31 protein-coding genes and 1 pseudogene are annotated in these 25,212 nt (G+C 41.9%); 17 read left to right on the forward strand and 15 right to left on the reverse strand.

The window, feature by feature from the left end:
• Positions 1-78: 78 nt before the first annotated feature.
• Both yunB and QFZ73_RS13405 read right to left on the reverse strand, forming a co-directional pair.
• Positions 79-828 carry a sporulation protein YunB gene (gene yunB, locus QFZ73_RS13400; RefSeq protein ID WP_063234032.1) on the reverse strand — a complete coding sequence of 250 codons (750 nt, stop codon included), beginning with the start codon at positions 826-828 and terminating at the stop codon, positions 79-81.
• Between the two features lie 86 nt (positions 829-914).
• Positions 915-1,904 (reverse strand): M23 family metallopeptidase, encoded by a 990-nt coding sequence (locus QFZ73_RS13405; protein WP_373458931.1) that lies wholly within the window; start codon positions 1,902-1,904, stop codon positions 915-917.
• Between the two features lie 186 nt (positions 1,905-2,090).
• Between QFZ73_RS13405 and lipA the strand changes: the two genes are divergently transcribed.
• Positions 2,091-3,005, forward strand: coding sequence for a lipoyl synthase (lipA, locus tag QFZ73_RS13410; RefSeq protein WP_251426564.1), 915 nt, complete (start codon positions 2,091-2,093; stop codon positions 3,003-3,005).
• Between the two features lie 40 nt (positions 3,006-3,045).
• On the opposite strand, the gene QFZ73_RS13415 is transcribed toward lipA, so the two are convergent.
• Positions 3,046-3,708, reverse strand: a complete 663-nt coding sequence (locus QFZ73_RS13415) for a YhcN/YlaJ family sporulation lipoprotein (RefSeq protein ID WP_251426562.1) — start codon at positions 3,706-3,708, stop codon at positions 3,046-3,048.
• 113 nt (positions 3,709-3,821) lie between these two features.
• Between QFZ73_RS13415 and QFZ73_RS13420 the strand changes: the two genes are divergently transcribed.
• Positions 3,822-4,097 carry a YutD family protein gene (locus tag QFZ73_RS13420; protein ID WP_034310177.1) on the forward strand — a complete coding sequence of 92 codons (276 nt, stop codon included), beginning with the start codon at positions 3,822-3,824 and terminating at the stop codon, positions 4,095-4,097.
• 27 nt (positions 4,098-4,124) lie between these two features.
• On the opposite strand, the gene QFZ73_RS13425 is transcribed toward QFZ73_RS13420, so the two are convergent.
• Together QFZ73_RS13425 and QFZ73_RS13430 are read right to left on the reverse strand one after the other, a co-directional pair.
• Positions 4,125-4,412 (reverse strand): cytosolic protein, encoded by a 288-nt coding sequence (locus QFZ73_RS13425; RefSeq protein WP_251426560.1) that lies wholly within the window; start codon positions 4,410-4,412, stop codon positions 4,125-4,127.
• A 66-nt stretch (positions 4,413-4,478) separates the two neighbouring features.
• Positions 4,479-4,745: a DUF3055 domain-containing protein gene (locus QFZ73_RS13430; protein ID WP_061465473.1), complete on the reverse strand. Its 267-nt coding sequence runs from the start codon at positions 4,743-4,745 to the stop codon at positions 4,479-4,481.
• A gap of 382 nt (positions 4,746-5,127) precedes the next feature.
• Here QFZ73_RS13430 and QFZ73_RS13435 point away from each other — a divergent pair, with 382 nt between their 5' ends.
• Both QFZ73_RS13435 and QFZ73_RS13440 read left to right on the forward strand, forming a co-directional pair.
• Complete coding sequence (locus QFZ73_RS13435) at positions 5,128-5,565, forward strand: DUF86 domain-containing protein (RefSeq protein WP_251426558.1); 438 nt, start codon at positions 5,128-5,130, stop codon at positions 5,563-5,565.
• A 23-nt stretch (positions 5,566-5,588) separates the two neighbouring features.
• Positions 5,589-6,356: a TIGR01457 family HAD-type hydrolase gene (locus QFZ73_RS13440; protein ID WP_251426557.1), complete on the forward strand. Its 768-nt coding sequence runs from the start codon at positions 5,589-5,591 to the stop codon at positions 6,354-6,356.
• 60 nt (positions 6,357-6,416) lie between these two features.
• On the opposite strand, the gene QFZ73_RS13445 is transcribed toward QFZ73_RS13440, so the two are convergent.
• Positions 6,417-6,914 (reverse strand): phosphatidylglycerophosphatase A family protein, encoded by a 498-nt coding sequence (locus tag QFZ73_RS13445; RefSeq protein WP_063234039.1) that lies wholly within the window; start codon positions 6,912-6,914, stop codon positions 6,417-6,419.
• 206 nt (positions 6,915-7,120) lie between these two features.
• Between QFZ73_RS13445 and yutH the strand changes: the two genes are divergently transcribed.
• The 5 genes from yutH to thrB all read left to right on the forward strand — a co-directional run bounded on the left by yutH (position 7,121) and on the right by thrB (position 12,630).
• Positions 7,121-8,122, forward strand: a complete 1,002-nt coding sequence (yutH, locus tag QFZ73_RS13450) for a spore coat putative kinase YutH (RefSeq protein WP_307266826.1) — start codon at positions 7,121-7,123, stop codon at positions 8,120-8,122.
• Positions 8,123-8,227: 105 nt separating this feature from the next.
• The gene (locus QFZ73_RS13455; protein WP_307266829.1) at positions 8,228-9,142 is read left to right on the forward strand and encodes a L,D-transpeptidase family protein; all 915 of its coding nucleotides are present in this window, start codon (positions 8,228-8,230) and stop codon (positions 9,140-9,142) included.
• 190 nt (positions 9,143-9,332) lie between these two features.
• Positions 9,333-10,631, forward strand: a complete 1,299-nt coding sequence (locus QFZ73_RS13460; protein WP_307266832.1) for a homoserine dehydrogenase — start codon at positions 9,333-9,335, stop codon at positions 10,629-10,631.
• Positions 10,628-11,689 carry a threonine synthase gene (thrC, locus tag QFZ73_RS13465; protein ID WP_307266835.1) on the forward strand — a complete coding sequence of 354 codons (1,062 nt, stop codon included), beginning with the start codon at positions 10,628-10,630 and terminating at the stop codon, positions 11,687-11,689. Before QFZ73_RS13460 ends, thrC begins: the two co-directional genes overlap by 4 nt.
• Complete coding sequence (thrB, locus tag QFZ73_RS13470) at positions 11,686-12,630, forward strand: homoserine kinase (RefSeq protein WP_307266838.1); 945 nt, start codon at positions 11,686-11,688, stop codon at positions 12,628-12,630. Before thrC ends, thrB begins: the two co-directional genes overlap by 4 nt.
• Positions 12,631-12,824: 194 nt before the next feature.
• Here the strand turns inward: thrB and QFZ73_RS13475 are convergent, their stop codons facing one another.
• The gene (locus QFZ73_RS13475) at positions 12,825-13,061 is read right to left on the reverse strand and encodes a NifU family protein (protein WP_034310199.1); all 237 of its coding nucleotides are present in this window, start codon (positions 13,059-13,061) and stop codon (positions 12,825-12,827) included.
• Between the two features lie 166 nt (positions 13,062-13,227).
• Here QFZ73_RS13475 and QFZ73_RS13480 point away from each other — a divergent pair, with 166 nt between their 5' ends.
• Positions 13,228-13,557 carry a YuzD family protein gene (locus QFZ73_RS13480; RefSeq protein ID WP_251426544.1) on the forward strand — a complete coding sequence of 110 codons (330 nt, stop codon included), beginning with the start codon at positions 13,228-13,230 and terminating at the stop codon, positions 13,555-13,557.
• A gap of 81 nt (positions 13,558-13,638) precedes the next feature.
• On the opposite strand, the gene QFZ73_RS13485 is transcribed toward QFZ73_RS13480, so the two are convergent.
• Complete coding sequence (locus tag QFZ73_RS13485) at positions 13,639-14,706, reverse strand: NAD(P)/FAD-dependent oxidoreductase (protein WP_098371650.1); 1,068 nt, start codon at positions 14,704-14,706, stop codon at positions 13,639-13,641.
• A 287-nt stretch (positions 14,707-14,993) separates the two neighbouring features.
• On the opposite strand from QFZ73_RS13485, the gene QFZ73_RS13490 reads away from it, so the two are divergent.
• On the forward strand, positions 14,994-15,230 hold the full coding sequence (locus QFZ73_RS13490) for a YuzB family protein (protein WP_063234046.1): 237 nt from the start codon (positions 14,994-14,996) through the stop codon (positions 15,228-15,230).
• Between the two features lie 3 nt (positions 15,231-15,233).
• Here the strand turns inward: QFZ73_RS13490 and QFZ73_RS28925 are convergent.
• Positions 15,234-15,754, reverse strand: a pseudogene (locus QFZ73_RS28925) (DUF2225 domain-containing protein).
• Positions 15,637-15,954 (reverse strand): DUF2225 domain-containing protein, encoded by a 318-nt coding sequence (locus tag QFZ73_RS28930; RefSeq protein WP_373458932.1) that lies wholly within the window; start codon positions 15,952-15,954, stop codon positions 15,637-15,639. Before QFZ73_RS28930 ends, QFZ73_RS28925 begins: the two are co-directional and overlap by 118 nt.
• 242 nt (positions 15,955-16,196) lie before the next feature.
• Here QFZ73_RS28930 and QFZ73_RS13510 point away from each other — a divergent pair, with 242 nt between their 5' ends.
• The gene (locus QFZ73_RS13510) at positions 16,197-16,559 is read left to right on the forward strand and encodes a HesB/IscA family protein (protein WP_251426541.1); all 363 of its coding nucleotides are present in this window, start codon (positions 16,197-16,199) and stop codon (positions 16,557-16,559) included.
• Positions 16,560-16,633: 74 nt separating this feature from the next.
• On the opposite strand, the gene QFZ73_RS13515 is transcribed toward QFZ73_RS13510, so the two are convergent.
• The 3 genes from QFZ73_RS13515 to QFZ73_RS13525 form a co-directional block, all read right to left on the reverse strand.
• Positions 16,634-16,852: an NAD(P)H-binding protein gene (locus QFZ73_RS13515; protein WP_307272766.1), complete on the reverse strand. Its 219-nt coding sequence runs from the start codon at positions 16,850-16,852 to the stop codon at positions 16,634-16,636.
• Positions 16,853-16,921: 69 nt separating this feature from the next.
• Entirely contained in the window at positions 16,922-17,107 is a 186-nt protein-coding gene (locus QFZ73_RS13520) for an NAD(P)H-binding protein (RefSeq protein WP_307266859.1), read from the reverse strand.
• Between the two features lie 319 nt (positions 17,108-17,426).
• Positions 17,427-18,419 carry an NAD(P)/FAD-dependent oxidoreductase gene (locus QFZ73_RS13525; protein ID WP_148358279.1) on the reverse strand — a complete coding sequence of 331 codons (993 nt, stop codon included), beginning with the start codon at positions 18,417-18,419 and terminating at the stop codon, positions 17,427-17,429.
• A 476-nt stretch (positions 18,420-18,895) separates the two neighbouring features.
• Here QFZ73_RS13525 and QFZ73_RS13530 point away from each other — a divergent pair, with 476 nt between their 5' ends.
• From QFZ73_RS13530 to QFZ73_RS13545, 4 genes are all read left to right on the forward strand, one after another.
• Entirely contained in the window at positions 18,896-20,110 is a 1,215-nt protein-coding gene (locus QFZ73_RS13530; protein ID WP_251426539.1) for an NAD(P)/FAD-dependent oxidoreductase, read from the forward strand.
• Between the two features lie 227 nt (positions 20,111-20,337).
• On the forward strand, positions 20,338-20,817 hold the full coding sequence (locus QFZ73_RS13535) for an NUDIX domain-containing protein (RefSeq protein WP_251426537.1): 480 nt from the start codon (positions 20,338-20,340) through the stop codon (positions 20,815-20,817).
• Positions 20,818-20,924: 107 nt separating this feature from the next.
• The gene (locus tag QFZ73_RS13540; protein WP_063234052.1) at positions 20,925-21,242 is read left to right on the forward strand and encodes a YuiB family protein; all 318 of its coding nucleotides are present in this window, start codon (positions 20,925-20,927) and stop codon (positions 21,240-21,242) included.
• 127 nt (positions 21,243-21,369) lie between these two features.
• A complete protein-coding gene (locus QFZ73_RS13545) occupies positions 21,370-22,062 on the forward strand; it encodes a 3D domain-containing protein (protein WP_307266867.1) in 693 nt (230 codons plus the stop codon).
• A 76-nt stretch (positions 22,063-22,138) separates the two neighbouring features.
• Here the strand turns inward: QFZ73_RS13545 and QFZ73_RS13550 are convergent, their stop codons facing one another.
• Positions 22,139-22,927 carry a cobalamin-binding protein gene (locus QFZ73_RS13550; RefSeq protein ID WP_307266871.1) on the reverse strand — a complete coding sequence of 263 codons (789 nt, stop codon included), beginning with the start codon at positions 22,925-22,927 and terminating at the stop codon, positions 22,139-22,141.
• A 9-nt stretch (positions 22,928-22,936) separates the two neighbouring features.
• Positions 22,937-23,419 carry a divergent PAP2 family protein gene (locus QFZ73_RS13555; RefSeq protein WP_034310222.1) on the reverse strand — a complete coding sequence of 161 codons (483 nt, stop codon included), beginning with the start codon at positions 23,417-23,419 and terminating at the stop codon, positions 22,937-22,939.
• A gap of 270 nt (positions 23,420-23,689) precedes the next feature.
• Here QFZ73_RS13555 and QFZ73_RS13560 point away from each other — a divergent pair, with 270 nt between their 5' ends.
• On the forward strand, positions 23,690-25,195 hold the full coding sequence (locus QFZ73_RS13560; protein WP_307266881.1) for a leucyl aminopeptidase: 1,506 nt from the start codon (positions 23,690-23,692) through the stop codon (positions 25,193-25,195).
• Positions 25,196-25,212: the final 17 nt, after the last annotated feature.

Below are 25,212 nucleotides of genomic sequence, written 5' to 3' on the forward strand. Positions count from 1 at the left end.
ATAAAAACCTGCATTTGCTTATCATGAAATGTCTCAATATACAAGAACCAGCCTAACCTCAAGGATAAGCTGGTTTTTTCATTCCTTGTTTTCCTTCATGATGGCAGGTGCCACCGAACCGTTTCCGTTACTAAAATAACTTGGAACATCACCTTCGATCAGCAGGCTTCCGACTGTCACTTCCTGACTAACTTTGGTCTCCTTTGTGAAAGAGGGTATGACGATTTGAATATTGACATCAAAATCCACAATCAATTCATAATAAACATTATTGATGCCCGCGTTTGTCAGTTTTGTCCTCAAATCCGATTCAACATTCCCGATGACTGACATTTTCACCGGGATTTCAGGTCCGAAATTGGAAAGGAGGTTATTCCCGGTCACGACACCAAATGGTATATAATAGACCACACTATTATATTGTTCATCATTTATTTTGGCTGAACCTGTTTTAAAAGGATTTCCCTGTTTGATGCCAAGCTTCTTTTGAATATCCTTCGTAATGTTAGCCCGCAATTCACTGTATATGACCGGATTGAAGCTATAGGAAGAACTGGAGTCCTTACCACCTTTGTTGTTGGTGATGATTTTGTTCATATCAACCTTCGCTATATTCTCATCAACCGATTCATGAATCGTTTCCGTTGCAATCCGTTTGATTTCATATTCGGCTACACTCATGATCACGGGTTCGATTGATTTGTCCACGTACCAAAGAGTCATGATGCTCGATATGATAAACAGGATAAATGAATAGAGAAATACTTTTCGGGTGGGAAGAGGCCCCTTTTTTTTGAATTTCTTCGGTCGAAATCTTTTTCGGAACACGCTTTAGCCCCCTTTACTAATACCTATGCATCAAGTTCAGGGGTTTATGTTCGAATCAAAAAAAAGCAGCGTAAAATTCACGCCGCTCACTTTTGCCTTTTAGCCAGGTCTTTCCTTTCCCACAATCTTAAATAGGGGTAAGGGTCAAAGCTCCATTCTGTGATTCCGTTGTCTTTGTACATCCCGTAATGAAGATGCGGAGGGAATTTTCCGGAAGTTCCCGGAGGACCGTAACCTGTACTGCCGACACCTCCGATGACTTGTCCGGGCTCGACGATTTGCCCGACTTTCAACCCGTTGGCAAAGCCGCTTAAATGGGCAAAGTAATGATAGGTATTATTTAAATCCCGTATCCCAATTCTCCAACCGCCGAATTTATTCCAGCCTTTCATTTCAATGATTCCATAGCTCGTGGATCGAACGGGAAGGCTATAATCCGCAAAAATATCAGTGCCCTCATGGATTCTCCTTCCGCCCCATCCACGAGCGCTTCCCCATGTATTTAAATACGTATAATGGGTCCTTACTGGAACCGGGAAGGCCTTTTCCTGTAAATCCAGCCGGCCATATTTCTTATAAATCTCGGCATTGCCGATAATGATGCTGACGGCTTTATCTCGTTTATAATAATCCCACAAGCCGATCCGGATATTATCTTCATCTGCACCATAAGATTGGAGATGCTTCGAAAAAGCATACAATCGATCGGTATCATTAGTGATAGCTGCTTTTCCATCACCATTGCCATCCTGACCCAACCCATCAAAAAATGTGATCGTGAGCGGGTTCACGTCGTTTAAGTCAGGATTGAGAGCCCCGCTCCACTTTGAAGGCTCGATGTGGATGCCTATTAAACCCTTTGCCGGCTCTAAATCCCTTCGTGCAGCCCTGAGGCTGTGCTCATATTGATCAGCTCCAGCAAGGTAATACCACGGGATTTGGAGGGTGGCCTCCATGTTTTTATATAGCTCCATTCTCCCGGCATAAGCATCTGGGGTATCGGCAGCATTAGCCACTTGGCCTGGTGCATTCAAAATAAACAAACAAGTTATGGTAAGAAGGAATAATTTTTTCAACGGGGCAGGCTCCTTTCATGACATTCTCCATATTTAAAGACATCAGTCCATCCATCTTTTATAGTTTTGCTGATTTAGCTATAAACATGAAAAATAAATAATGGGAAACCAACTATAACTTGTCTAAATGCTTTTTTATTGTTAAAGTAGGGTGTGTTAATTTCTATAGAATGGAGTGGCATTTTCATGTCTTCTACAAATAAAGAAATTCTTCGTAAACCAGATTGGTTGAAAATAAAGCTTAATACTAACGAAAATTACCTCGGTTTAAAAAATATGATGCGCGAGAAAAATCTTCATACTGTCTGTGAAGAGGCGAAATGTCCGAATATTCACGAATGCTGGGCAGTGAGAAGAACGGCTACTTTCATGATCTTAGGTGAAATCTGTACAAGGGCTTGCCGTTTTTGTGCTGTTACAACCGGACGTCCGAATGAATTGGACTGGGCTGAACCGGAGCGTGTTGCCGATTCCGTGGTTTTGATGAATTTAAAGCATGTCGTCATTACAGCTGTTGCCCGTGATGATTTAAAGGATGGGGGCGCTGAAGTTTTCGCTGAAACGGTCCGTGCCATCCGACGCAAAAATCCATTTACATCAATTGAAGTATTACCGTCTGATATGGGCGGGGTGTTTGAAAATATCAAGACTTTGATGGATGCTAAACCGGATATCCTGAATCATAATATAGAAACTGTCAGAAGTTTATCCGACCGTGTACGGGCTCAGGCCAAGTACGAACGTTCATTGGAGCTTTTAAGAAGAGCCAAGGAACTGTATCCGGACATCCCGACAAAGTCCAGTTTAATGGTAGGTCTGGGTGAAACGCGGGAGGAAATCCTCGAGACCATGGATGACCTAAGGGCTAATAATGTGGATATCATGACGATCGGCCAGTATTTGCAGCCGACTAAAAAGCATTTAAAGGTGCTGAAATACTACACGCCTGAGGAATTTGCCGAACTGAAAGAACGTGCATTGGAAAAAGGCTTCAGCCATTGTGAATCCGGTCCGCTTGTCCGTTCTTCCTACCATGCGGACGAACAGGTTAATGCTGCGGCAAAACATAAGCAAGACAAAGGTGAAGAATTATTGAAATAGAGTGAAATAAAGGACCGAAAAAAATTCGGTCCTTTTTTATTCAGCGGTTATCCATTTTTTGATGGATGTTATCGTGATGATCCCTTTTATCGTTAACCATTTCTCCGTTTTCATTTTCTTCGTCACTCATTTTATATCCTTGAGGCGATTTCAGCATTCTTTTGATGGTTTGTTCGATCGTATAGTCGATCCCTTTGCTGCCGGATTTCAATGTAGAGAAATTCTCGACATCTTGGGCAAGGGCTTGATAATCATCACTGACGTAGACATGATAGTAGCGAGGCACGATGGACATGGCAGTACGTTTAACTTGGTCTGCGGTTTCCGTCCGATCCTTGGTATTGGTATCATATACGACAAGCACTTCCTCATCAGTAACGAGGGTAGCGGCATCATTGACATTTGGAATCTGAACACTCAGTTTAGAAATGACATCAGAAAGTTGTTCACGGTCAATGGAAGCAGCTTTGTTGGAAATGTTACGGCCGTCAATGGTTGCACTATTGGTGCGGGTAAAACCGAAATCATCACTTTTATTGTCATTATTTCGATAATCCTCGTCATAATATTGAGTTGGATTATTCACGTTTGTTGGGTTACCGGCATTGTTTTTTGCACCGAGCCCCTGATCTTTCTCTTTGTCAGCACATCCGGTTAGTGCAATAATCGAGCTTAAACCTATCGTTATTATCGTTTTTTTCATCAATAACACCCCCGTAACTTTAGGATGAACATATTTCTCTATTTTTCGCTTAGTAATTGATGGGGAATCAGTTATAATTTAAAGAAGGAATGTATATATGAGAGGTGAAAACAATGATTAACATCAATAACATGACCTATGAAATAATCGAGGATGAAAGGGAAGGCTATAACGAAGAAGCTTTTAAAGCCAGATACAGTGAGATTTTGACTAAGTATGATTATATAGTAGGGGATTGGGGTTACGGGCAATTGAGGCTGCGTGGATTTTTTGATGATTCTAATCAGAAAGCGACCTTCGATACGAAAATAAGCACGCTTAGTGAATATTTATATGAATACTGCAATTTTGGCTGTCCATATTTCGTCGTGAAGAAAATAAAGAAATAAGGCCAGAATTCACTCTGGCCTTCCATGTTAAGAGTTTCCATATCCTTTATATGGAGGTTGTTCATCTTTTTCTGAATCATCATGTGTCGGATGAGCACCAGGATAATTTCGAGGTATACCTTCATGTAACGATTTATTTTCATAATTAAAGGCACTTTGATATCGTTGCCCTTCCTGCCATGGGGTGCTTTTATTTTGAACTGGTGCATCTTTTGCTATGGATGATCCAAAAGGTCCTTCGGGAAATTCTTCAGGAATTAAATAATCCCTCTGTTTTTCGACATTGGAAAAATCGTGGTATTCTTCTTTGCCCAAGGTAATCCCCCCTCATGTAATCGTACATTCAGTAGGTTTCCCTTTTAAGAAAAAAAACTTCGGCTTTCAGACGATTTCCATTAAAAAGTGACTTAGTTCTTCGGCTTCCGCTTCTGACAACTGAAAGGCATGCTCAAGATAGCCTTCCTCTTCTAAATCATCAGGTCCAATAATCGCGAAACGGTTACTCTGCATATTTAGAACAAGCTTCTTCCCATAAAAACGATCGGTTGTCGTAATGGCCAGATCGAATCTTGATTCCTCTCCCATGAAACTTATGAACCGGGTTTTTGAATCGACGACGTCATTGTATAAATAAAAACGATCTTCCATAGTATCATTCCCTTCTTATCTTCACATTTGTAGTTACATCATAACAAAGTGACTTCAATAGGGGAACAGGCATTTTCGGGCTTTCGGCTGAGAACTTCGTCGCTCTTCATTATGCCTAAGGAGCCGCCCGCAATCATGGTGTTCATCGATTAAATGAAAATGGTTAAGAATATAAATCGGATCGTGAATTGGTTTTGTTGGAGTGAATCTGCTCCTGTTAGTAATTGGATGGTACAAAGGTTGTGGTTGAAGGAATTGAGAGTAAGGGAGAAGCTATGGTATTATCAAGGAATAAGGTTGGTTCGGCACAGGGTTTTAATTATGCCGCTCATTCAACCAATGATTCCCTATATCATCTTAGATCAGAAAGGATCTGGAAAAAATGTACTTTGTAGACCGCCAAAAGATTGAACAAATATTAGGTTTTCTTGAAAAGCAGCTTGGACTTTTTGAAGGGCATGATAATTGGGATGGAGACCTTTCGGAACTTATCGCTGAAAGGCTCATACAAACTTCCATCGATTCCGTGTTGGATGTAGGAAATGCGGTAATTGATGGTTTTATTATGCGTGATCCAGGAAGTTATGAAGATATCATCGATATCCTTCAAGATGAAAAAGTGATTTCAGAAGAAAAAGCGATACAATTCAAAAAGGTTTTGCCATTAAGGAAAATGCTGGTTCAAGACTTCATTGAAGTGAATCACAATGAACTGCATGCCGTATTTTCGGAAAATATCGAGGCATTCAAGAAATTCCCTGATTTGGTGAGGAACTATTTAACAAATGAATTGGGACCTGTTTCAGCTTTTAAAAACTAGAAGCGTTAGGAAGGCGAATTCAAATGAAGTCGTATAAAGGATATTTAATTGACTTGGATGGCACCATGTATCGCGGAACTGAACAAATTGCGGAAGCGGCAGGGTTTATTAATGACCTAAGGAAAAGGGGTATCCCTTATTTATTCGTCACCAATAATTCATCCAGGACTCCGGCACAGGTAGCGGATAAATTGAGAAGCATCGGCATATCGACGGAGGATGACCAGGTTTTCACGACAAGCATGGCCACTGCCAATTACATAGCTGAACAAAAGAAAGATGCATCGGTCTATGTGGTGGGTGAAGAAGGCATCATCGAGGCTCTTAAGGAAAAAGGAATGAAGCTTGTGGAAGAGCATCCAGACTTTCTGGTAATGGGCATCGACCGCGGCGTCAATTATGAAAAGTTGTCAAAAGCCTGTCTTGCTGTAAGAAATGGCGCTGTTTTCATTTCGACCAATGGTGATATTGCCATTCCCACTGAGCAAGGCCTTTTGCCCGGGAATGGTGCCTTGACCTCCGTTGTTTCCGTTTCGACGCAGGTACAGCCGATTTTCATTGGAAAACCTGAATCCGTAATAGTGGAGCAAGCACTAAGAGTATTAGGGGTTCCTAAAGAGGAGACAATCATGGTTGGCGATAACTACGATACGGATATCCTTGCCGGCATTAATGCAGGAATCGATACATTGCTTGTACATACTGGCGTAACGACAAAAGAACGCTTAAAGCAATATAAGGAGCAGCCGACGTATGTGGTGGACACCCTCGACTTATGGCGTTTCGAATGAAAAAAACCAGGCCTGCGAATGCAGCCCTGGTTTTTTTATGTCGTGAATTTCATAAGTTCACTATTCCGCATTTTCGGTTCTATGGGCAAGCCGGCTTGAAGCGGCAGCTGCAATTGCCCCAACGATATCATCTAAAAAGGTGTTCACCTTACCTGTGCTTTTATCGTTTAAATATTTTAAGATACCCGGCTTTTGTTTATCGATGAAACCATAATTGGTAAAGCCGATGGATCCATAAACATTCACAATTGAAAAAGCCAATATTTCATCGACCCCATATAGGCCTTCATCTATTTCAATGATGCTCAGCAGAGGCTCCTCGAGCAGTTTTTTCTCAGCTAGAATATCCAACTGAATGCCGGTAAGGATGGCATTTTGGACCTCGCGTTTTGAAAGGACCCGTTCGACATTGTGAAGGCAATCGGACATTTGGAGATTTTCATGGTAGCCAGATTGTAAATACATGACAAGCTCAGCGATATCCTCCAATTTCACTCCTCGTTCAATTAGCCATCTTCGAGCCGTTTTTTCAGACATTGATTGTTCAATATTAGCCATGTCATCACCCATTTCTCTATAATTTAAAGTGATAGTTCTAATGCAGGTAGTTTGATTTGATTAAAATGAAAACCCATGAAGGATGTTTTGATTCGAATTTCTAATAAGGTTTCGATAATCATTCAGAAAACGGGTTATTCCACATATATATAAGTATATGATGTCCAATATTTCTATTATATCCATTTGATGAAGGGGGCCATTCTATGATAGAAGAAATCATTTTTAATAATTATGGCATACAGGTGGAGCTTGAAGAAACCAATAGCAGGTTTCCAAGCTTCCGTTCAGGAAATATGGTTTACAGCATCGTTCCCATTGAAAATATGGAGCAGGAGGAATTAGTTGAACGGCATATAATGTCTCAACATCTGATTTCACAAGGAGATCGTCACGTATCCGCCTTTGTCCTTGCCAATCATGGAAGTTATGTTTCGGAAGCGGATGAACAATTATTCATCCTTCTTGCCAATCAGGCATTGGAAGGTCCGAAAAACTTCAACCCTGGAAGACGTTTGGCAAGATTTCATCAGCGTGGGAGAAATATTAATGAAACGATTCGAACATGTTCAAGGATCGGTAAATGGAAAGAACTCTGGGAACGAAGGATCGATCAGTTAGAAAAGATTTGGCGGGATAAGCTCAACGCCCATCCTGATAACCAGTTTGAAAAATTATTTATAGAAACCTTTCCCTATTATATGGTCCTAGGTGAAAATGCGATTCAATATTTAGTCGACACGGAAATTGATGATACCCCGCAAATTGTCGATAGTGGAACCGTATGTTATGAACGTTTTTTACATGATACCTGGAAAAGCAATAAGTGGATCAAAAATCCATTCGATTGGGTATTTGACCACGGAACCAGGGATGTTGCGGAATGGGTGAGGGAATACTATTTTCAAAATGTGCATACACATCAGCGGGGTATTGGCCATTTCTTTCACGAATATCAATCCATAGAACCGTTCTCCAGCTTTTCAGCCCGGTTGTTATATTCGAGGGTGCTGTTTCCCATTCATTATTTTGAAACGGTGGAAGAGTACTTTTCAAAAACGTCGGAATCAAGGACGAATGAATTGGAGGATAAAATATCTGCCATCACGAAATCCTCCCAACAATATGAGTCCTTCCTCAAACATTTTTATGAATTGGCTGAGGTCCCGGCCAAGCAATATGATTTGCCTAAAATTGACTGGATTTAGATAAAAACGGGAAAGAAATATGATTCATCCTTATTTACTATGTTATGATGATAACAAGATTTTTTAGAATAATTAGATATTTAATCACTACGGAAGGATGGGATCATGAAAAGATTGTTGATGGCCGCCCTTTTAGCCCTTTTAATCATCCAAATAGCGAATCTTGCGAAAGCTGAAACGAAAACAAGTTGCGAAGCGACTCAATTCAAGATTGTCATGAAGTCTGCTGCGGATGTGAAAGAAAAGGCGTCGGCCGCAAGCAAAACATTAAAAACTTATAAGAAAAATAAAGAATTATCGGCAAGCGGGAGAACTGGAAACTGGTATAAAGTCTGTCACTCAAAAAAGATCGCATATATCAATATGGCAGATGTAAAAGAGGTTTTCAGTACCGATGAAAAAGCTCTTCTGAAGAAATTCGATAGGAGAAAAGGCGTTAACCAAGTTGTATCGGTGACAGGTAAATCGATGAGTGATACAAAGGTAACGATCCAAACTTTTGAGAAGAAACAAGGGGAATGGCGCAGGGCATTGAATAAGATGGAGGGTGTCATTAGAAAGAACGGCTTCACGAAGAGCAAAAAAGAGGGTGATGGGAAATCCCCGGTTGGAATTTATCCATTTGGTACGGCCTTTGGAAGCGAAACGAATCCGGCCGGAATGAAAATAAGTTATAAGAAAGCGACCAAATATGACTATTGGATTGATGATCAGATATCCAAGGATTATAACAAGTGGAAGACCTATAAAGGAAATCCTGCAGTTAAATGGAAGTCTTTTGAAAGGATGAATCATGAACTCTATAGGTATGGCGCGGTCATCAATTATAATACGAATCCCATCATAAAAGGAAAAGGCAGTGCAATCTTTCTTCATATATGGAGAGGGGCTGCAAAGCCGACGGCGGGATGTACAGCCACAGCCGAAAAGAATGTCCTCAGTTTACTGAAATGGATGGATCCCGTGCAAAAGCCGCATATTGTAATGGGTACAAATGATTCATTGAAGAGCGTTAAATAATAATCATTAAAATGGTTTCCCATAAAAAAATTTGCTTTACCCGTTCTTACTCGTTCAAGGGATGGACGAAAAAAGTTCGTGCATCAATCTTTTCTAACTATTGATAATTATATGAATTAAACTTATAATGTCTACTATACAAATACAAATGTTTTCTTCAGGCAAACAGTTTTTAAGGGGGAACCAAAATATGAAAGCCATCTCGATCGGTTTATTGGGGTTAGGTACAGTCGGATCAGGAGTCGTACAAATCATTGAAAGTCATCAGGACAAGCTCATGCATCAAGTGGGCTGTTCCATATCCATTAAGAAGATACTAGTCAAAGACACGACGAAGGAGCGGCTTGTCGAGGTCGATAAAGGAGTGTTAACTGACAATCCTGAGGATATCCTTTCGAATCCCGAGATTGATGTTGTAATAGAAGTGATGGGTGGAATCGAAGAAACACGCGGTTATCTGATAGAAGCGATCAAAAATAAAAAGCATATCGTTACGGCCAATAAAGACCTAATGGCTTTATATGGACCGGAACTGCTGGAATTGGCCACCGAGAATCAATGTGATTTATTCTATGAAGCAAGTGTTGCAGGGGGAATTCCGATTTTACGCGGTCTTGTTGATGGATTATCCTCTGACCGCATCACGAAAATGATGGGAATCGTCAATGGAACGACAAACTTCATTTTAACGAAAATGAGCAAGGAAGGCAGAGCTTATGATGACGTATTGAAGGAAGCTCAGGAGCTGGGATTTGCTGAAGCCGATCCGACAGCCGATGTAGGCGGATTGGATGCGGCACGTAAAATGGCGATCCTATCAACACTCGGGTTCTCAATGAACATTGGCTTGAATGATGTTGAGGTACAGGGCATTACCGAGATATCCGAAGAGGATTTGAGATATAGTAAGAAGCTTGGTTATACAATGAAATTGATCGGCGTCGCATCCAGGGCAGGGGATAGGGTCGAAGTAAGTGTCCAGCCTGCACTTCTTCCGGAAGCACATCCGTTAGCATCGGTAAATAATGAGTATAATGCTGTATACGTTTATGGGGAAGCCGTAGGGGAAACGATGTTTTACGGACCGGGGGCTGGCAGTCTTCCTACTGCGACTGCAGTCGTTTCGGATATGGTGACGGTCATCAAGAATATGAGGCTGGGCGTAAATGGCCGCAGTGCCGTTTCACCTCAGTACCCGAAACAATTAAAAGATGCCACTGAGATTTTCGCTAAGTTCTTCATTCGATTACATGTTCAAGATGAAGTTGGCGTTTTAGCCAAAATCACGAATTTATTTGCCGAGCATGGGGTAGGATTCGATAAAATCCTTCAATTGCCTCTGGATGAAAAGGAATCTTCCGAAATCGTATTAGTTACGCATACTGCCACAAAGGCTGCATTTGAGCAAATAATACAGAAATTACATGATTACAATATGGTAAGAGAAGTGAAGAGCACATACAGAGTTGAAGGAGAGGACATCAAATGAGCTGGCAAGGACTTATAAGCACGTATAAAGATTTTTTACCCGTAAATGAAAACACACCCGCACTAACCCTTTTGGAGGGTAATACACCTTTAATCAGACTGAATCGATTATCCGAAGAGTGGGGAATCGACTTACATGTAAAATATGAAGGGGCAAATCCAACTGGATCGTTTAAAGACCGCGGAATGGTCATGGCCGTCGCCAAAGCGATAGAAGAGGGCAGCGACACGATCATCTGTGCTTCCACTGGGAATACATCAGCAGCTGCAGCCGCTTATGCGGCCCGTGCCAACCTGCGCTGTATCGTTGTCATCCCGGAAGGTAAAATAGCCATGGGCAAGCTTGCCCAAGCCGTTATGTATGGAGCGGAAATCATCTCGATCGAAGGGAACTTCGACCAGGCTTTAAAAATCGTCCGTTCACTTAGTGAGAGCTCACCGATAACTCTTGTGAATTCGGTCAACCCATACCGGATTGAAGGGCAGAAGACAGCGGCTTTCGAAATTGTTGATGCTCTCGGCTCCGCACCGGATATTTTGGCGCTTCCAGTCGGGAATGCGGGTAATATAACTGCTTACTGGAAAGGGTTTAAAGAATATAACGAATCGAAACAAACGGGCCTTCCTGAAATGAGAGGGTTCGAAGCTGAAGGTGCGGCTGCAATTGTCCGGGATAGCATTATTGAAAATCCAGAAACGATTGCAACGGCCATCCGGATAGGAAATCCTGCCAGTTGGAACTTTGCTGTGGAAGCAGCAAATGAATCCAAAGGCAAAATTGATGAGGTGACAGACGAAGAAATTCTGGAAGCCTATCATTTCCTTGCTAAAAAAGAAGGGGTATTTGCAGAGCCGGCATCATGTGCTTCCATTGCAGGCATCTATAAACAATTAAAAAGCGGTGAAATCAAAAAAGGAAGTAAGATTGTTGCTGTATTGACTGGAAATGGTTTGAAAGATCCGAATGTGGCAGTCGATACAAGCACGATTCAACCGACATTGCTGCCAATGGATGAAGAAGTCATTTTAGAACATCTGCAGGGTATGAAACAGGCATGAGTGCGGAATCAGAGATGTTCTTGATCCGTGTACCAGCAAGTACGGCCAACTTAGGACCAGGATTCGATTCCATCGGCTTGGCGCTAGGACTTTACTTGGAAATACACGGATCTACATCAGATCATTGGGAAGTCGTTCCACTTTCAGAGGAAATGTCTGGTTTTCCAAGGGATGACCGTAACTATATCGTCCAAATTGCCAAGGAAACGGCGGCTTCCTATGGAAAGGAACTTTCCCCATGCCGGCTTTTCGTCTCTAGCGAAATTCCACTGGCACGGGGTCTTGGAAGCAGTGCCTCTGCCATTGTGGCGGGGATTGAATTGGCGAACATCGTTGGTGAACTTCATTTATCCGATGAGGAGAAGAATAGGCATGCTTCCCTCTTTGAAGGGCATCCGGATAATGCGGGGGCTTCTGTGTATGGTGGATTGGTTGTGGGCCTTCATACGGAGGAAAGAACGGATGTCGTGTCGTTTCCGATCGAGGGAGTTAAGGTGATTGCTGTCATTCCCGATTTTGAATTGCTTACCGAGGATTCAAGAAATGTCCTTCCGAATTCGCTTTCTTATAAAGATGCTATAAGCGGAAGTGCAGCCGCAAATGTTTTGCTGGCAGGAGTTCTATCTAAAGATTGGAAGCTTGTCGGTGAAATGATGCAAAGTGATCGTTTCCATCAACCATATAGAGCGGAGTTGGTCCCTCATTTAGCGCTTATTGAGGAAGTTGTCCTCAATGAAGGCGGATTTGGTGCAGCCCTAAGCGGAGCAGGTCCAACTGTATTATGCTTGGCATCCGCAGAAGAAAGCGAAAGTTTGCTCACTGGATTGAAGAGGGAATTTCCGGAATATCTTGTGAAAGAATTGGAAATAGATAATGATGGCAGTTATACGGCAATCCTTTCAGAACAGGAAAAAAAGGAATTGAAATTTTTGAAATCGTGAGCCGCACTTCATTTACTGTCCATATAAAAAAGCTGACCCGCGTCAAGCCGTATCAATTCATTTGATAGGGCAAAAGCCGAGTCAGCTTTATTTTTATTACAGTTCAGGAAAAGTTCCGGACTGCATGAAAAAGGTTGAACGTGTATAGATGAAGTGATCCTTCATCCATACGCTGCATGTTATTTAAGGGGCTATTAGAAAACTTGTTCAACTTCCACTACACCAGGGACTTCTTCAAGAAGGGCACGCTCAATCCCAGCTTTTAGCGTAATGGTCGAACTAGGACAGCTTCCGCAGGCTCCTAGTAATCGTAATTTTACAATTCCATCTTCTACGTCAACTAGTTCACAGTCACCGCCATCACGAAGAAGAAACGGACGAAGCTTATCTAGGACTTCTTGAACTTGAACTTCCATTGTTTGTTCAGACATTGCAATCGACTCCTTTCCTAATCATATTATAAAGCGAAGGTAGTAAAAAATCCAACTGTAACTTTGCGGAAATATAATCTATATTATTCTGGTATGATGGAAACAGGTGAAGTTTTTAAACATTATTCAAAATGAAGCAAATATACTAAAATGAAGGAGGAAGAGTATGGTAATGAAAGAAATTGAGATTGAAGTGTATGGAGCGGAGCAAATTTGCGCGAGTTGTGTGAATCTCCCCTCTTCAAAAGATACCTGTGAGTGGCTTGAAGCCGCTTTAACGAGAAAGTTTCCTGAGCAGAAATTCAAAATATCCTATATAGATATGTATAATCCCCCAGAAACGCTGAAGCAAAAGAACTTTTCCGCGAAGATGATCGAAGAAGATTTATTTTATCCACTGGTCCTCATCGAAGGTGAAATCATTGCAGAAGGAAATGTGCGTCTCAAAAAAGTGGTGGAAACGATGGAAAAATACGGATATACGATGCAAGTGTGATATATAATGGAAGAAGTAAGAAAAACTGACCCATGAATGAGCTACATGCAGCTCATTGGGCCAGTTTATGAAATGTAGCAATCAACCGTTATGGTATTTATACATCCAGAGAATGCCTGATTTCATCAGGCGTGCCACTCTACCGGTGATTGGGCGATTAGCAACAAGACCAAAACCTTGTTTCTTCCCAAGGGAACCTAATGTTCCTTTTAATTTCATTGTAGGGAAGCTTTCCGGTAGTGGTTCATTTGCCCATTTCTTTACAAGAACTTGGACGATTTGCTCAGCTTGGGACTCCGCTAATTGAGCACTAGGTGCATGGGGCAGGCTCGCACAGTCGCCGACCACAAAGATGCTGTCATCATTAGGAAGGAAATGCTGAGGAGTCAGAACAGCTCTTCCTTGACGGTCTTTTTCAATATCCATATCGCGGATGATCTTACTTGGCTGAATTCCAGCTGTCCATACGATGACGTCGCTTTGAACGGCTTCGTCGCCATTATAAAGAAGGTTTGGCTCAACTTTCGTTATATTTGAATGATGGACGATTTCGATTGTATGTTTATCGAACCATGATTCAACAAAGGTACTTAATCTTTCTGGGAAAGCAGATAGAATATGCGGTCCGCGGTCGAATAGCTTAACGTTTAAATCTGAACGGCTTTCAATCAATTCACTTGCAAGCTCAACACCACTCAGTCCGCCGCCAACGATAGAAACGGTTGCACCGGCACCTAAATTATTCAAAGCTGAATATGTGCTGCGTGATTTATCAATAGTTTGGATACTGTAAGTGTGTGTGTCTGCACCAGGAATATCGTGGTATTTATCTTCGCAGCCAAGGCCAATGACTAAATCATCATAAACGACAGGATCTTGATTTTCTATAATGACTTGTTTATTTTCCATATCGATGGAAAGTACTTCTCCGTATACGTTCTTCAAGCGAGGGTGTTCAGGAAATGCAACACGGATGTGCTGATCTGGAATGGTACCTGCTGCTAAAGCATAATATTCCGTTTTTAAGCAGTGATAAGGATTACGGTCGATAAGCGTGATGCTCACATTTTCAGGAAGCTGATTAGGCAGCAATCTTTGCAACATGCGCATACCACCATACCCGCCACCAAGTATGACTAGATTCTTCATATGATTTTCCCCTTTATTTAATCTCTTGAAAAAATTTGACTAGCATTTAACTATAGGATTCCCCCAAATGGTCCCCTTTAAAGTTTAATTAAATATATATACCCCAATTAGTAGTAAGAATAAAAAATTAGATCATTTTTTTCTTTTACGTACCCCGACAAAAGTATAACGAATATAAAAGGAAATCACAACCGATATCTTGAAATCGGCTGATTTTTTATGCGTAAATATTGACTGCAATTGGGAAAAGTAATAAGATGGTTTGTTAGTAACTGTGAGGTGAAACGATGTACCCGATTATTGAATTTTGTGTAAGCAATCTGGCCAGCGGCGCTCAGGAGGCCCTGGAAAGATTGGAGCGGGATCCGAATTTAGATATCATAGAATATGGTTGTCTGGGATATTGCGGTAGATGCTCCAGTAACTTATATGCGCTTGTAAACGGTGAAGTGGTTTTTGGTGACACTACGGATGAATTGGTAGATAAAATATATAAGTACATTGATGAATTTGAAATGTTTTAATCATCAACGTGAAATAAAATAGCTGTTCCTGAAGGAACAGCCCTTTTTATTATCAGTGCAGCAGCAATGGGTGGGATGTTTCATGTTTCTGCTTGAGTTCATGAAAGCGGACCCTGGGCATCTGGATGATGGAGGCTTCCCGGGCATTTTTTGTCTTTCGAACACTAATGAAAAATACTTGATGGCTGCCTTTTCATTTCCTATCCTTCTTGAGATGTTGCCAGCGAGATAAGTGATTCTGGCTTCGGATACCTGGGTTCCTCTGAAGTCCCCTGTTGAATGGGATGCTTCATATTCCTTTAGGGCGAACTTCATAATCTTTCTTCTTGTTCCTTGGTTTGGTTGATTCTATATAACCAGGCTATCCGTAAACGGATTCCAGCAAGGATTATATGCTTTTCCTTTTTTAAAGCTCCGCAATAACTCGCCAGCTTGTATGTATTGATCGCGTCTTTAATGGATCTCTCCTTGCTAAAATGATGGGGAATCCACTGGGAGCTGACTTTTTCCATAATGATTTCCATCGTAGTAGGGGGAAGTACCGGGAGAAATCCCCGGAATAAGAAAAGCCGCAGTGAGGGCAAACAAAAATATTATAGTAAAGTGCGTTAACGGCTGTATTAGCATAAACGGAGCAAAAGTCCGTATCATATTTAGCTGCTTTTACAAAACGCGCCCGTACCTTTTTAGTGGTTGATTTTTGTTTGCATGAAAGGCATTCCATGCTTTTGTATATAGAGGATGTATACCTTCGATGAAGATTTCCTCCTTATTGTAATTTAGGATTGGGTCCAATAGATCAATCCGTTATACCTATATCTCTTAATGTAAACTAATTTTTGTTGGTAAAATAGGTACGGGAATATGAATTTTTCAAGCTGGAAAATTGAGCGTGGGATTTTCTTTGGTATATACTATAAAGAGAAATAGTTCTATCTCACATATCAGAAGAAGGAGGGGTTTATTGTGAGTGAAGTTGTTCAAATAACGGAAGCTGCCGCTTTTCAGATAAAAGAAATGATGAAACAAAATGGTGAAGAGGGTTCCTTTTTAAGAGTGGCCGTTAAAGGCGGAGGCTGCAGTGGATTATCCTACGGAATGGGTTTTGAACAAGAGCCCGGAGAAAAAGATAGCCAGCTGGAACAGTTTGAAATTAAGATCCTTGTTGATGGCGAGGATGCAGATATATTGAATGGAACGGTAATTGATTATAAACAAACGATGATGGGTGGAGGCTTTACGATCGAAAACCCAAATGCCATCGCTTCATGCGGTTGCGGGTCTTCTTTCAAAACGGCAAAAAACGCCGGTACGCCGGAGAACTGCTAAGAAACTCTAATACTTTGGAAAAGGGGGGCACTTTAACAAGTGCCCCCCTTTTTCATGCTTATTTGGCTGCCTGCTTAAATATTGTTCAGGGACTCCTTTATTGGGAGGGTGCCGCTGAAAATCTTAAATGTTTTATTGAAGGTTATTTCCTCTGTGACTGATTGGGCAAGAACGGCGGCGACATCGGCTCTTGGAATGGACTTATCAGTATGAAACACCTTCTCATCCGCAAAGATTTTTCCGCTGGCTTGTTCATTTGTCAAAGCAACCGGCCGGACAATCGTGTAAGTCAGCCCGCTTGCTTTTAAATGTTCATCGGCATCATGCTTTGCTTCGAGATAATGGCGCTTTCCTTCTTGGGATTATTCCGGATTATCAGAACCGGCAGAACTTAACATGACAAAACGTTCGATACCCTTCTTCTTGGCGGCATCAACCAGTTTAATGGCTCCATTCTTATCCACAGCTGTCGTTTTATCCGGCCCTGTTTTCGGTCCAGATCCGGCGGCAAAAATGATTGCCTCCATGTTATCCACTGCTTTATCCACATTTCCCTCTAAATCTGCAAGGATTGGATGTCCGCCGAGTTCTTTTATCGTTTAAGCCTGTTCCTCTTTCCGGATCATTCCGTATACATTCATTTACGGATTTTTTGATAAATCCCCAATGATCTGCTTTCCGGTCGTTCCATTGGCCCTGCAATTAAAATATTCATATAGGTCATTCCCCTTTCATGGCTTCTCCTGCTCTTTACCCTTAGAATGACAGGGGTAAGCACTGTGGATAACTTATGTAAAAAAGTTATCCACAGCATGGAATTGGGGACAACAAAAAACCCGGCTATGAAAGCCGGGTTTTTGCGTGATTTTAAAACATGGAAGAACTGTGCATCGGCTGAACTTTTGCTTTTGGGTCAATATATTGTTTGGCGTGATTGACGGCAGTGGGTGCCTCACCAAAACCACTTGCAATTAATTTTACTTTGCCATCATATGTTGCAATATCACCTGCTGCGTAAATTCCAGGGATATTCGTTTCCATTCTGGAATTCACCAAAATACTGTTCTTTTGGATATCAAGTCCCCATTCCTTGATGGGACCAAGAGAAGAAACGAAGCCGTAATTGACGATGACTGCATCCACCTCCATCGTCTCTGTATCTTCACCATTTGTATCCTTGATGACAATTGTATGGATCCGTCCGTCTGTACCAATCAACTCTGAAGGTATGTAAGGAGTCTTTATTTCAACTTTTGAATTTTTAAGTGTTTCTACACTATGTTCGTGGGCACGGAATTTATCTCTTCTGTGAATGATGCTCACTTTCTCGGCGATCGGCTCCAGCATCAGGGCCCAGTCCACTGCTGAATCCCCACCTCCGAAGACCACCACTTTTTTGCCGGCAAAATGATTGAGGTCGTCGATGAAATAGTGAAGGTTGCAGCTTTCATATTTTTTTGCATCTTCAATTTCGATGCGGCGGGGTTGGAAAGCCCCATTTCCAGCTGTGATGATAATCGTTTTGGAGTAATGGATTTCTTTATCAGTCGTTAACTTGAAAACTCCATCGGCTTGCTTTTCCACTTCTTGAACGGCTTGCTCAAGGACAACATCCTGTTCGAACTTTGCCATTTGTTCTTTCAAATTATTCACTAGCTCCTGAGCTCGCACCTTGGGGAAACCAGCGATATCATAGATGTATTTCTCAGGGTAAAGGGCCGACAATTGTCCGCCTAATTGTGGTAGGCTTTCGATGATTTTTACGGATGCCTGTCTCATTCCCCCATAAAATGCAGTGAATAATCCAACTGGGCCTCCGCCAATGATGGTAATATCATAAACTTTTTCATTAACTTCCAACGTTATCCCTCCGATATACTAGGTTTGCTGAAATTTATTCTCTTATTTTAACATAGATGATCTTTTAAAAAACGGAGAAAGTTAGAAAAGTGAGAAAGTTTTGACTATATATGGGCGGTTGCATGATGAATGTTCTTTATCCTTTTTCATAAGTGGGTAAAATTACTCTTTACCAATGTTAATCATATCGTATAAATATGATTCGGAACTGGATGAAAAGTAACGTTTTCCGGCTTTGTTTTTAACCCGAAAAAGTTCGGTTTGTTACTTGAAAAAGGTATGGAAAAAGACTAATATTTACTTAGACATCATTTGGTAAAATTTTTATGAATTTTTAATGACAATTATGAAGTGTTACGTGAAATATGTCACAAATGTATAAGAGTGCTTTTTATAATGGAAATTAATAAGATAGACAATATATTTTAGTTATGGAAAGCATCAAAAGAAAATATCGTAAAGGTGGACGAATACTTTTGAAAAAGCCAACAATCGTTGTTTTAGGAGCAGGTTATGGTGGATTGATGACTGTTACACGCTTACAGAAGGCATTAGGTCAAAATGAAGCAGAAATCGTATTAGTTAACAAAAATGATTACCACTATGAAACAACATGGCTGCATGAAGCATCCGCTGGAACGCTTCATCATGATCGTGTGCGCTATCCAATCAAAAGTGTTATTAACAGCAAAGTTAAATTCATCCAGGATTCTGTTTTGGAAGTGAAAACAGCGAACAAAAAAGTCATCCTTGAAAACGGCGAAATTTCTTATGATTACTTAGTGATTGGCCTTGGACCTGAATCGGAAACATTCGGAATCCAAGGGCTGAAAGAATATGCTTTCTCTATCTCTAATGTGAACACTGCACGTAAAATCCGTGACCATATCCAATTGCAATTCGCTACGTACAGTACTGAGGCCGAGAAGAATGAAGACCGCTTGACGATCGTTGTTGGAGGAGCAGGATTTACGGGTATCGAATTCCTTGGCGAATTGGCTAACCGTGTCCCTGAACTTTGTAAAGAATACGACATCGATTTCCAAAAGGTTCGTATGTACTGTGTAGAGGCAGCACCAGCCGTCCTCCCTGGCTTTGATCCGGAATTGGTGGATTATGCAGTATCTTACCTTGAGAAAAAAGGTGTGGAATTCAAAATCGGTACACCGATCAAGGGGGCGACTCCTGAAGGCATCATCGTGGCAAAAGGCGAAGATGAAGTGGAAGAAATCAAAGCGGGCACCGTTGTATGGGCAGCTGGCGTACGTGGTAACTCCGTGATAGAGGCTTCCGGTTTTGAGGCTATGCGCGGACGTATAAAAGTGAACCTGGACATGCGGGCACCGGGTCATGACGATATTTTCATCGTAGGGGATTGCGCTTTGATCATCAACGAGGAAATTAATCGTCCATATCCACCTACTGCACAAATCGCGATGCAGCAAGGAGAGGTCATTGCGAAGAACCTGACTAAATTGGTTCGTAACGAAAGCGACCTTGAAACGTTCACTTTCGAAAACAAAGGAACGGTATGTTCACTTGGTGAAGACAACGCGATTGGTGTTGTATTCGGCAAGAAAGTTACAGGTAAGACTGCATCATTCATGAAGAAAATGGTTGATAACAGAGCATTGTTAATGATTGGCGGAGCTTCCCTTGTTGCTAAAAAAGGTAAATTCAACGTCCTTTAATTTTTTCGATAGATCAATAATGGCCATTTGGGGGTTGTCCCTGAATGGCTTTTTCATTGGCATCTCATCCATCAATGAGTGTGTCATAGAGGAGTATGCACTTTTCTCATGTGGAATATAATGGGGATACTAAGCTTAATCAAGGAAGTTATCTTTGGCATCATCTTATGTTTTTCTGCTGGTTGGAGTTTACACAAATTATAATGAATTTAGGGGAAGTGGGTTTTGTGGAACGATGCAAAAATGTTTGGCTGGCAGTGTCCGGCCTTGTGATATCTAATAAAGGTGAGTGGCTGGTCGTGAACAAAAGGTATGGCGGATTGAAAGGGCAATGGTCGCTTCCGGCAGGTTTTGTCAAAAATGATGAAACCGTCGATGAAGCTGTCGTAAGGGAAGTGTTGGAGGAGACGGGTATTCATACAGAAATCGAAGGCATTGTAGGAGTGAGAAGCGGAGTCATCAAAGGGGATATAAGTGATAATATGGTGATATTTTTACTTAAACCGATCAGTTTTGAAGTAACCGCTCAATTGGATGAATTATATGAAGCTAAATTTTATGACCCTGATTTACTCATGCAGGAGGGGAAGCAATCATTACTATTGGAACAGCTTTTAGCTTTTAAAAAGGAAAGAATGCAGACGATGCTTGATGGGTTGAACCCAGGAGATCAATTTGGATATACATCATATAAATTATTCATGTGATTTGGGTAATTATCTTTTCTTCGGTATTATTTGGAATAAGGCGTTGACGCAGCAATTATTTTTTCAGTAAACTAAAGGTGTCGCTTTTAAGGAGGGTCAAGAATAACATGCCATTGCCTGTTTTAATTATCTCAATACTCTTATTTTTCATATTGTTTTTCGGAATTGGCTTTTTGCTGAATATGCTCTTTCGTTCTTCGTGGATCATGGTCATCTTATTTCCAATCGTCTTCATCATCATTGTCAATGAAACAAAGCTTATAGAATATTTTAGAAATCCGGGAATCTCTTTTTCTAATCTTGGAACGAACCTTACATCCTTGCATACGGCAGACATCATCATTTTATCAAGCGGGCTGCTTGGTGCGGTTTTAGCTGGTGTGGTCATCAGGATTCTAAGGAATAAAGGATATCAAATGTTTTGAAATGGAGGACCGTCATTTATGGACGGTCCTTTTTTTGTAAGAAAAATTGGATCTTTTCATGCTTTATGAATACTTTCACTCTGGAAAGGGAACAAATATCCTTGTGAGAGGAGTGTAACTAATACATATGAAGATTGTAAAGGCATTATTTTTGAGGGTTGCTATTATCATATTATTTATCTTGGCCATCGATTCAACCTTAAATCATGTTTTTGGGGCCGTGCCTGAAGATCATCCTTTTGAAGAGGAAATGAGACGACATCGAATGCTTGGTCTCGAATATAAAGCCATCCATAGTGGAGGTCAAGTGGCAACGCTAATGGCATCGGCATCCACGAGCAATGGTCCAACGACGATAGCGGAGGCAATCGAGCTCTCGAAATACCCGAAGCATGAAGTTTTGGCTACAGGATATACAGCAGGTTATGAATCAACCGGAAAGTACCCGGAAAGCCCATCCTATGGAATCACTTATTCAGGGGTGAAGGTGAAACGGGATCTGTTTTCCACCATTGCCGCCGATCTTGCCGTATTCCCTCTCGGAACCATCCTTTGGATTCCGGGCTATGGATATGGGGTTGTAGCGGACAAGGGTGGTGCGATCAAAGGAAACCACCTGGACCTATACTACGAAACGGTACAAGATGTATACGAGAACTGGGGAAAGAAAACCCTTGAAGTATATGTTGTGCAAAAAGGGAGCGGCGAGTTATCTGAAGAACAGTTAAGCAAGCTGAATGAAACCAAGATCAGGCAAGTATTCAAGCCGAAAATCGCTGAGAAAACATTGAATGCGAATGTAGCTTCCTTTGCTTTTTAATGATGGGCAAAAAGGAAAGTGAAAGGCTGCCTCGATTGAGGCAGCCTTTTTGATGTCATGTTCATTTGGGACACCCTTAGGCCATGCTTTTGTAGGCTTCAGGATGCAGAGTCTTTGCCAATTTGGACAGTCCATCCAGTAAACGCGGGGAAGGCCGGCAGAATAAAGGTTCTTCCATGATGTGTATATTGTTATTCAGGACTGCCTTCATATCGGTCCACCCTTTCCGTTTCTTGACCAGTTCTGGGTTTACTTTTCGTAAAGGGACACCGACCCAAGCTAAGCAAATATGGTCGGGATCCTTTTTTTGGACCTCTTCGGAAGTGACTTGTATGCTTGCCATGTCGACATCTTCGAAAAGGTTATATCCTCCCGCAAGTGTGCTGATCTCGGATAACCAATTGACTCCCCCTGGGCTGAATAAGGGATTAGGCCACCATTCCCAATACAGGGACGGCTTTGTTTCGATTTTGTCGGCGACGTGTTTATATTGAAGGATGGCATTACGGAATTGGGCAGCCTGTTCCTCTGCTTTTTCCTTAAGATTCACGGCCTCGCCCAAGGTCAGTAAATCTTTTGCGATATCTTCAAGTGATTGCGGGTTGAAGATGATATGAGGGATGTTCCGTCCTTTTAACCCTTCAATGTTTTTTTCCATGCCTGGTACACTCAGTGAAGCCAGCACCAAATCGGGTTTTAGTGATTCTACATGATCGATATCAATCGATAAGTCGGGCCCCACCTTAGGAAGGTGCTGTATGGTTTCAGGCCAATCAGAGTAGTCATCGATGGCGATCAGCTGATCTTCAACCCCTAGATATGTGCAAAGTTCCGTATTGCTGGGGCAAAGAGAGATTATTTTCAAATTGAACACCTACCCTTGAAAGATGAAAAAGTGAAGTGCCAGCGCAATGAATACTCCGGTCAAGGCTCCGAAAAATACCTCGATTGGCTTATGGCCCAACAGTTCCTTTAATTGTTGCTGTTTCTGTTTATCTGCTTTTTTCTGCCAGTTCTTTGCTTGCTCGACAAATGTATTGAAGTCGGTAACGAGCTGGTTCAAGACGGCTGCCTGTTCTCCTGCCTGCCGTCTCACTCCTGTTGCATCGAACATCGTGATGATTGCAAAGATCGCGGCAACGGCAAATACAGGGGAATCCATCCCGGTTTCGATCCCTACAGCCACGGTTAGGGCTGACACGGCCGCAGAGTGGGAGCTTGGCATACCGCCTGTGGAGTTAATGAGTGACCAGTTCACTTTACGAAATGCTATGAAGTGGATGGGCACTTTAATGAATTGTGCAAAGAAAATGGCAATCAATGCTGCGATTAAAGGGAAGTTGAGTAATAATTCCAAGAGTATCAGCCTTCTTTCTAGTTATAAGTAAAGATGAAATCCTTATATGGGTAAATACATCCTGCTTGGAATAAGGCCCTTATTATTAGTTCCATTCAGTCCTGTCTATTACCTGCTGGTATAAGTATAAATATGATCTTTCTTATACTATTACTCTAAAGTCACTCATTCTAAACAATATCCCTTGTTATTATTATTTTCGCGGCCCTTATTCGAAAATTTTTGAAGATTTAGTTATAATGAATGTAATCGAATGGAGGAGGTAGCAGAATGTTTACAGTAAAAGATTCCTTGAATATAGATTTGATTGACGAATGCCTGATTCTAGGCGTATTTGACAGACCCGTAAAATTCACAGGCATAGGGAAACAAGCGGACGAACGATTGGACGGCCAGCTAACGGAGTTAGTGAAAGCGGGAGAAATCTCTTCCAAGAAAAAATCAGTGGTCAAAATACATACATTAGGTAAATTAAGCATAAAGAGATTGATTTTTGTAGGGTTGGGCAAGGAAAAGGAGCTATCCTTTGAAACGCTCCGCGAAGCGTTGGGAAAAGCTCGTAAGACGATTAAAGAATCCAAGATTACGACACTTTCGATCGCTTTGGATACATTCACGACTGAAAATCTGGATGCATTGGACGCAGCGCATGCTTGTTCCGAGGCTTTCGAACTTGCTTCCTATAAATTTGACGGATATAAGCAAAAATCGAACCAGGTCGAAAAAAGCCTTGAATCGATTACGGTTTACAGTGAATATGACCAAGAAGAAGTCGGTGCCGCGCTTCATGTAGGGAGAGTCTTCGGAAGGGCGACGAACTCAGCCAGAACATTGGTCAACACACCAGGCAATTTGTTGACTTCCACGGATTTGGCGGATTATTCATCTGCCTTGGGCGAACGTTATGGTTTTGAAGTGGAGATCCTCGAGAAGGAAGATATGCTCAAGTTGGGAATGGGCGCACTCCTTGCTGTCAATAAAGGTTCGGTCGAGCCTCCGAAAATGATCGTCCTGAAGTATCAAGGTAAGGATGAATGGAAGGATGTTATCGGGTTGGTCGGTAAAGGCATCACATTCGATACGGGTGGATACTCCTTGAAAACGAAGGCTGGAATCGTTGGAATGAAGACGGATATGGGCGGTGCGGCAGCTGTTTTAGGTGCAATGGAAATTATCGGCGAATTAGGACCGGATCAAAATGTCGTGGCTGTCATTCCTTCCACTGATAACATGATCAGCGGTGATGCATTCAAACCGGATGATGTGATCACTGCCATGAGCGGCAAGACGATAGAGGTATTGAATACGGATGCGGAAGGCCGGCTGGTTTTGGCGGATGCCATGACTTACGCTAAACATCATGGTGCTGATTATCTTATTGACGTTGCCACTTTAACGGGTGGTGTCATAACGGCGCTGGGCATGGATATGACGGGTGCAATGACAAATGACACGGAATTCTATGAACAAGTGGTCAAAGCTTCAGAGGAGGCCGGGGAGCCCATTTGGAGATTGCCGATTACCGAAAAGGATAAAGAGCGGGTACGCAATAGTAAAATAGCGGATTTGAATAATTCACCTGGAGGGGCAGGGCATGCGATCATGGGCGGGGCCTTCATCGGCGAATTTGCCGAAGACACTCCGTGGGTCCATCTGGATATTGCCGGAACATCCACAACCTCGAGCAGCTCCGAATTGTGCACGGCGGGGGCTACCGGTGCCATGGCACGAACGCTTGCACTATTGGTTGAAACCTTTGAAACGAAAACGAGATGAACCCAATATCCGAAGCC

The sequence above is a fragment of the Peribacillus sp. V2I11 genome (assembly GCF_030817135.1).
Taxonomy (GTDB): Bacteria; Bacillota; Bacilli; order Bacillales; family DSM-1321; genus Peribacillus; species Peribacillus simplex.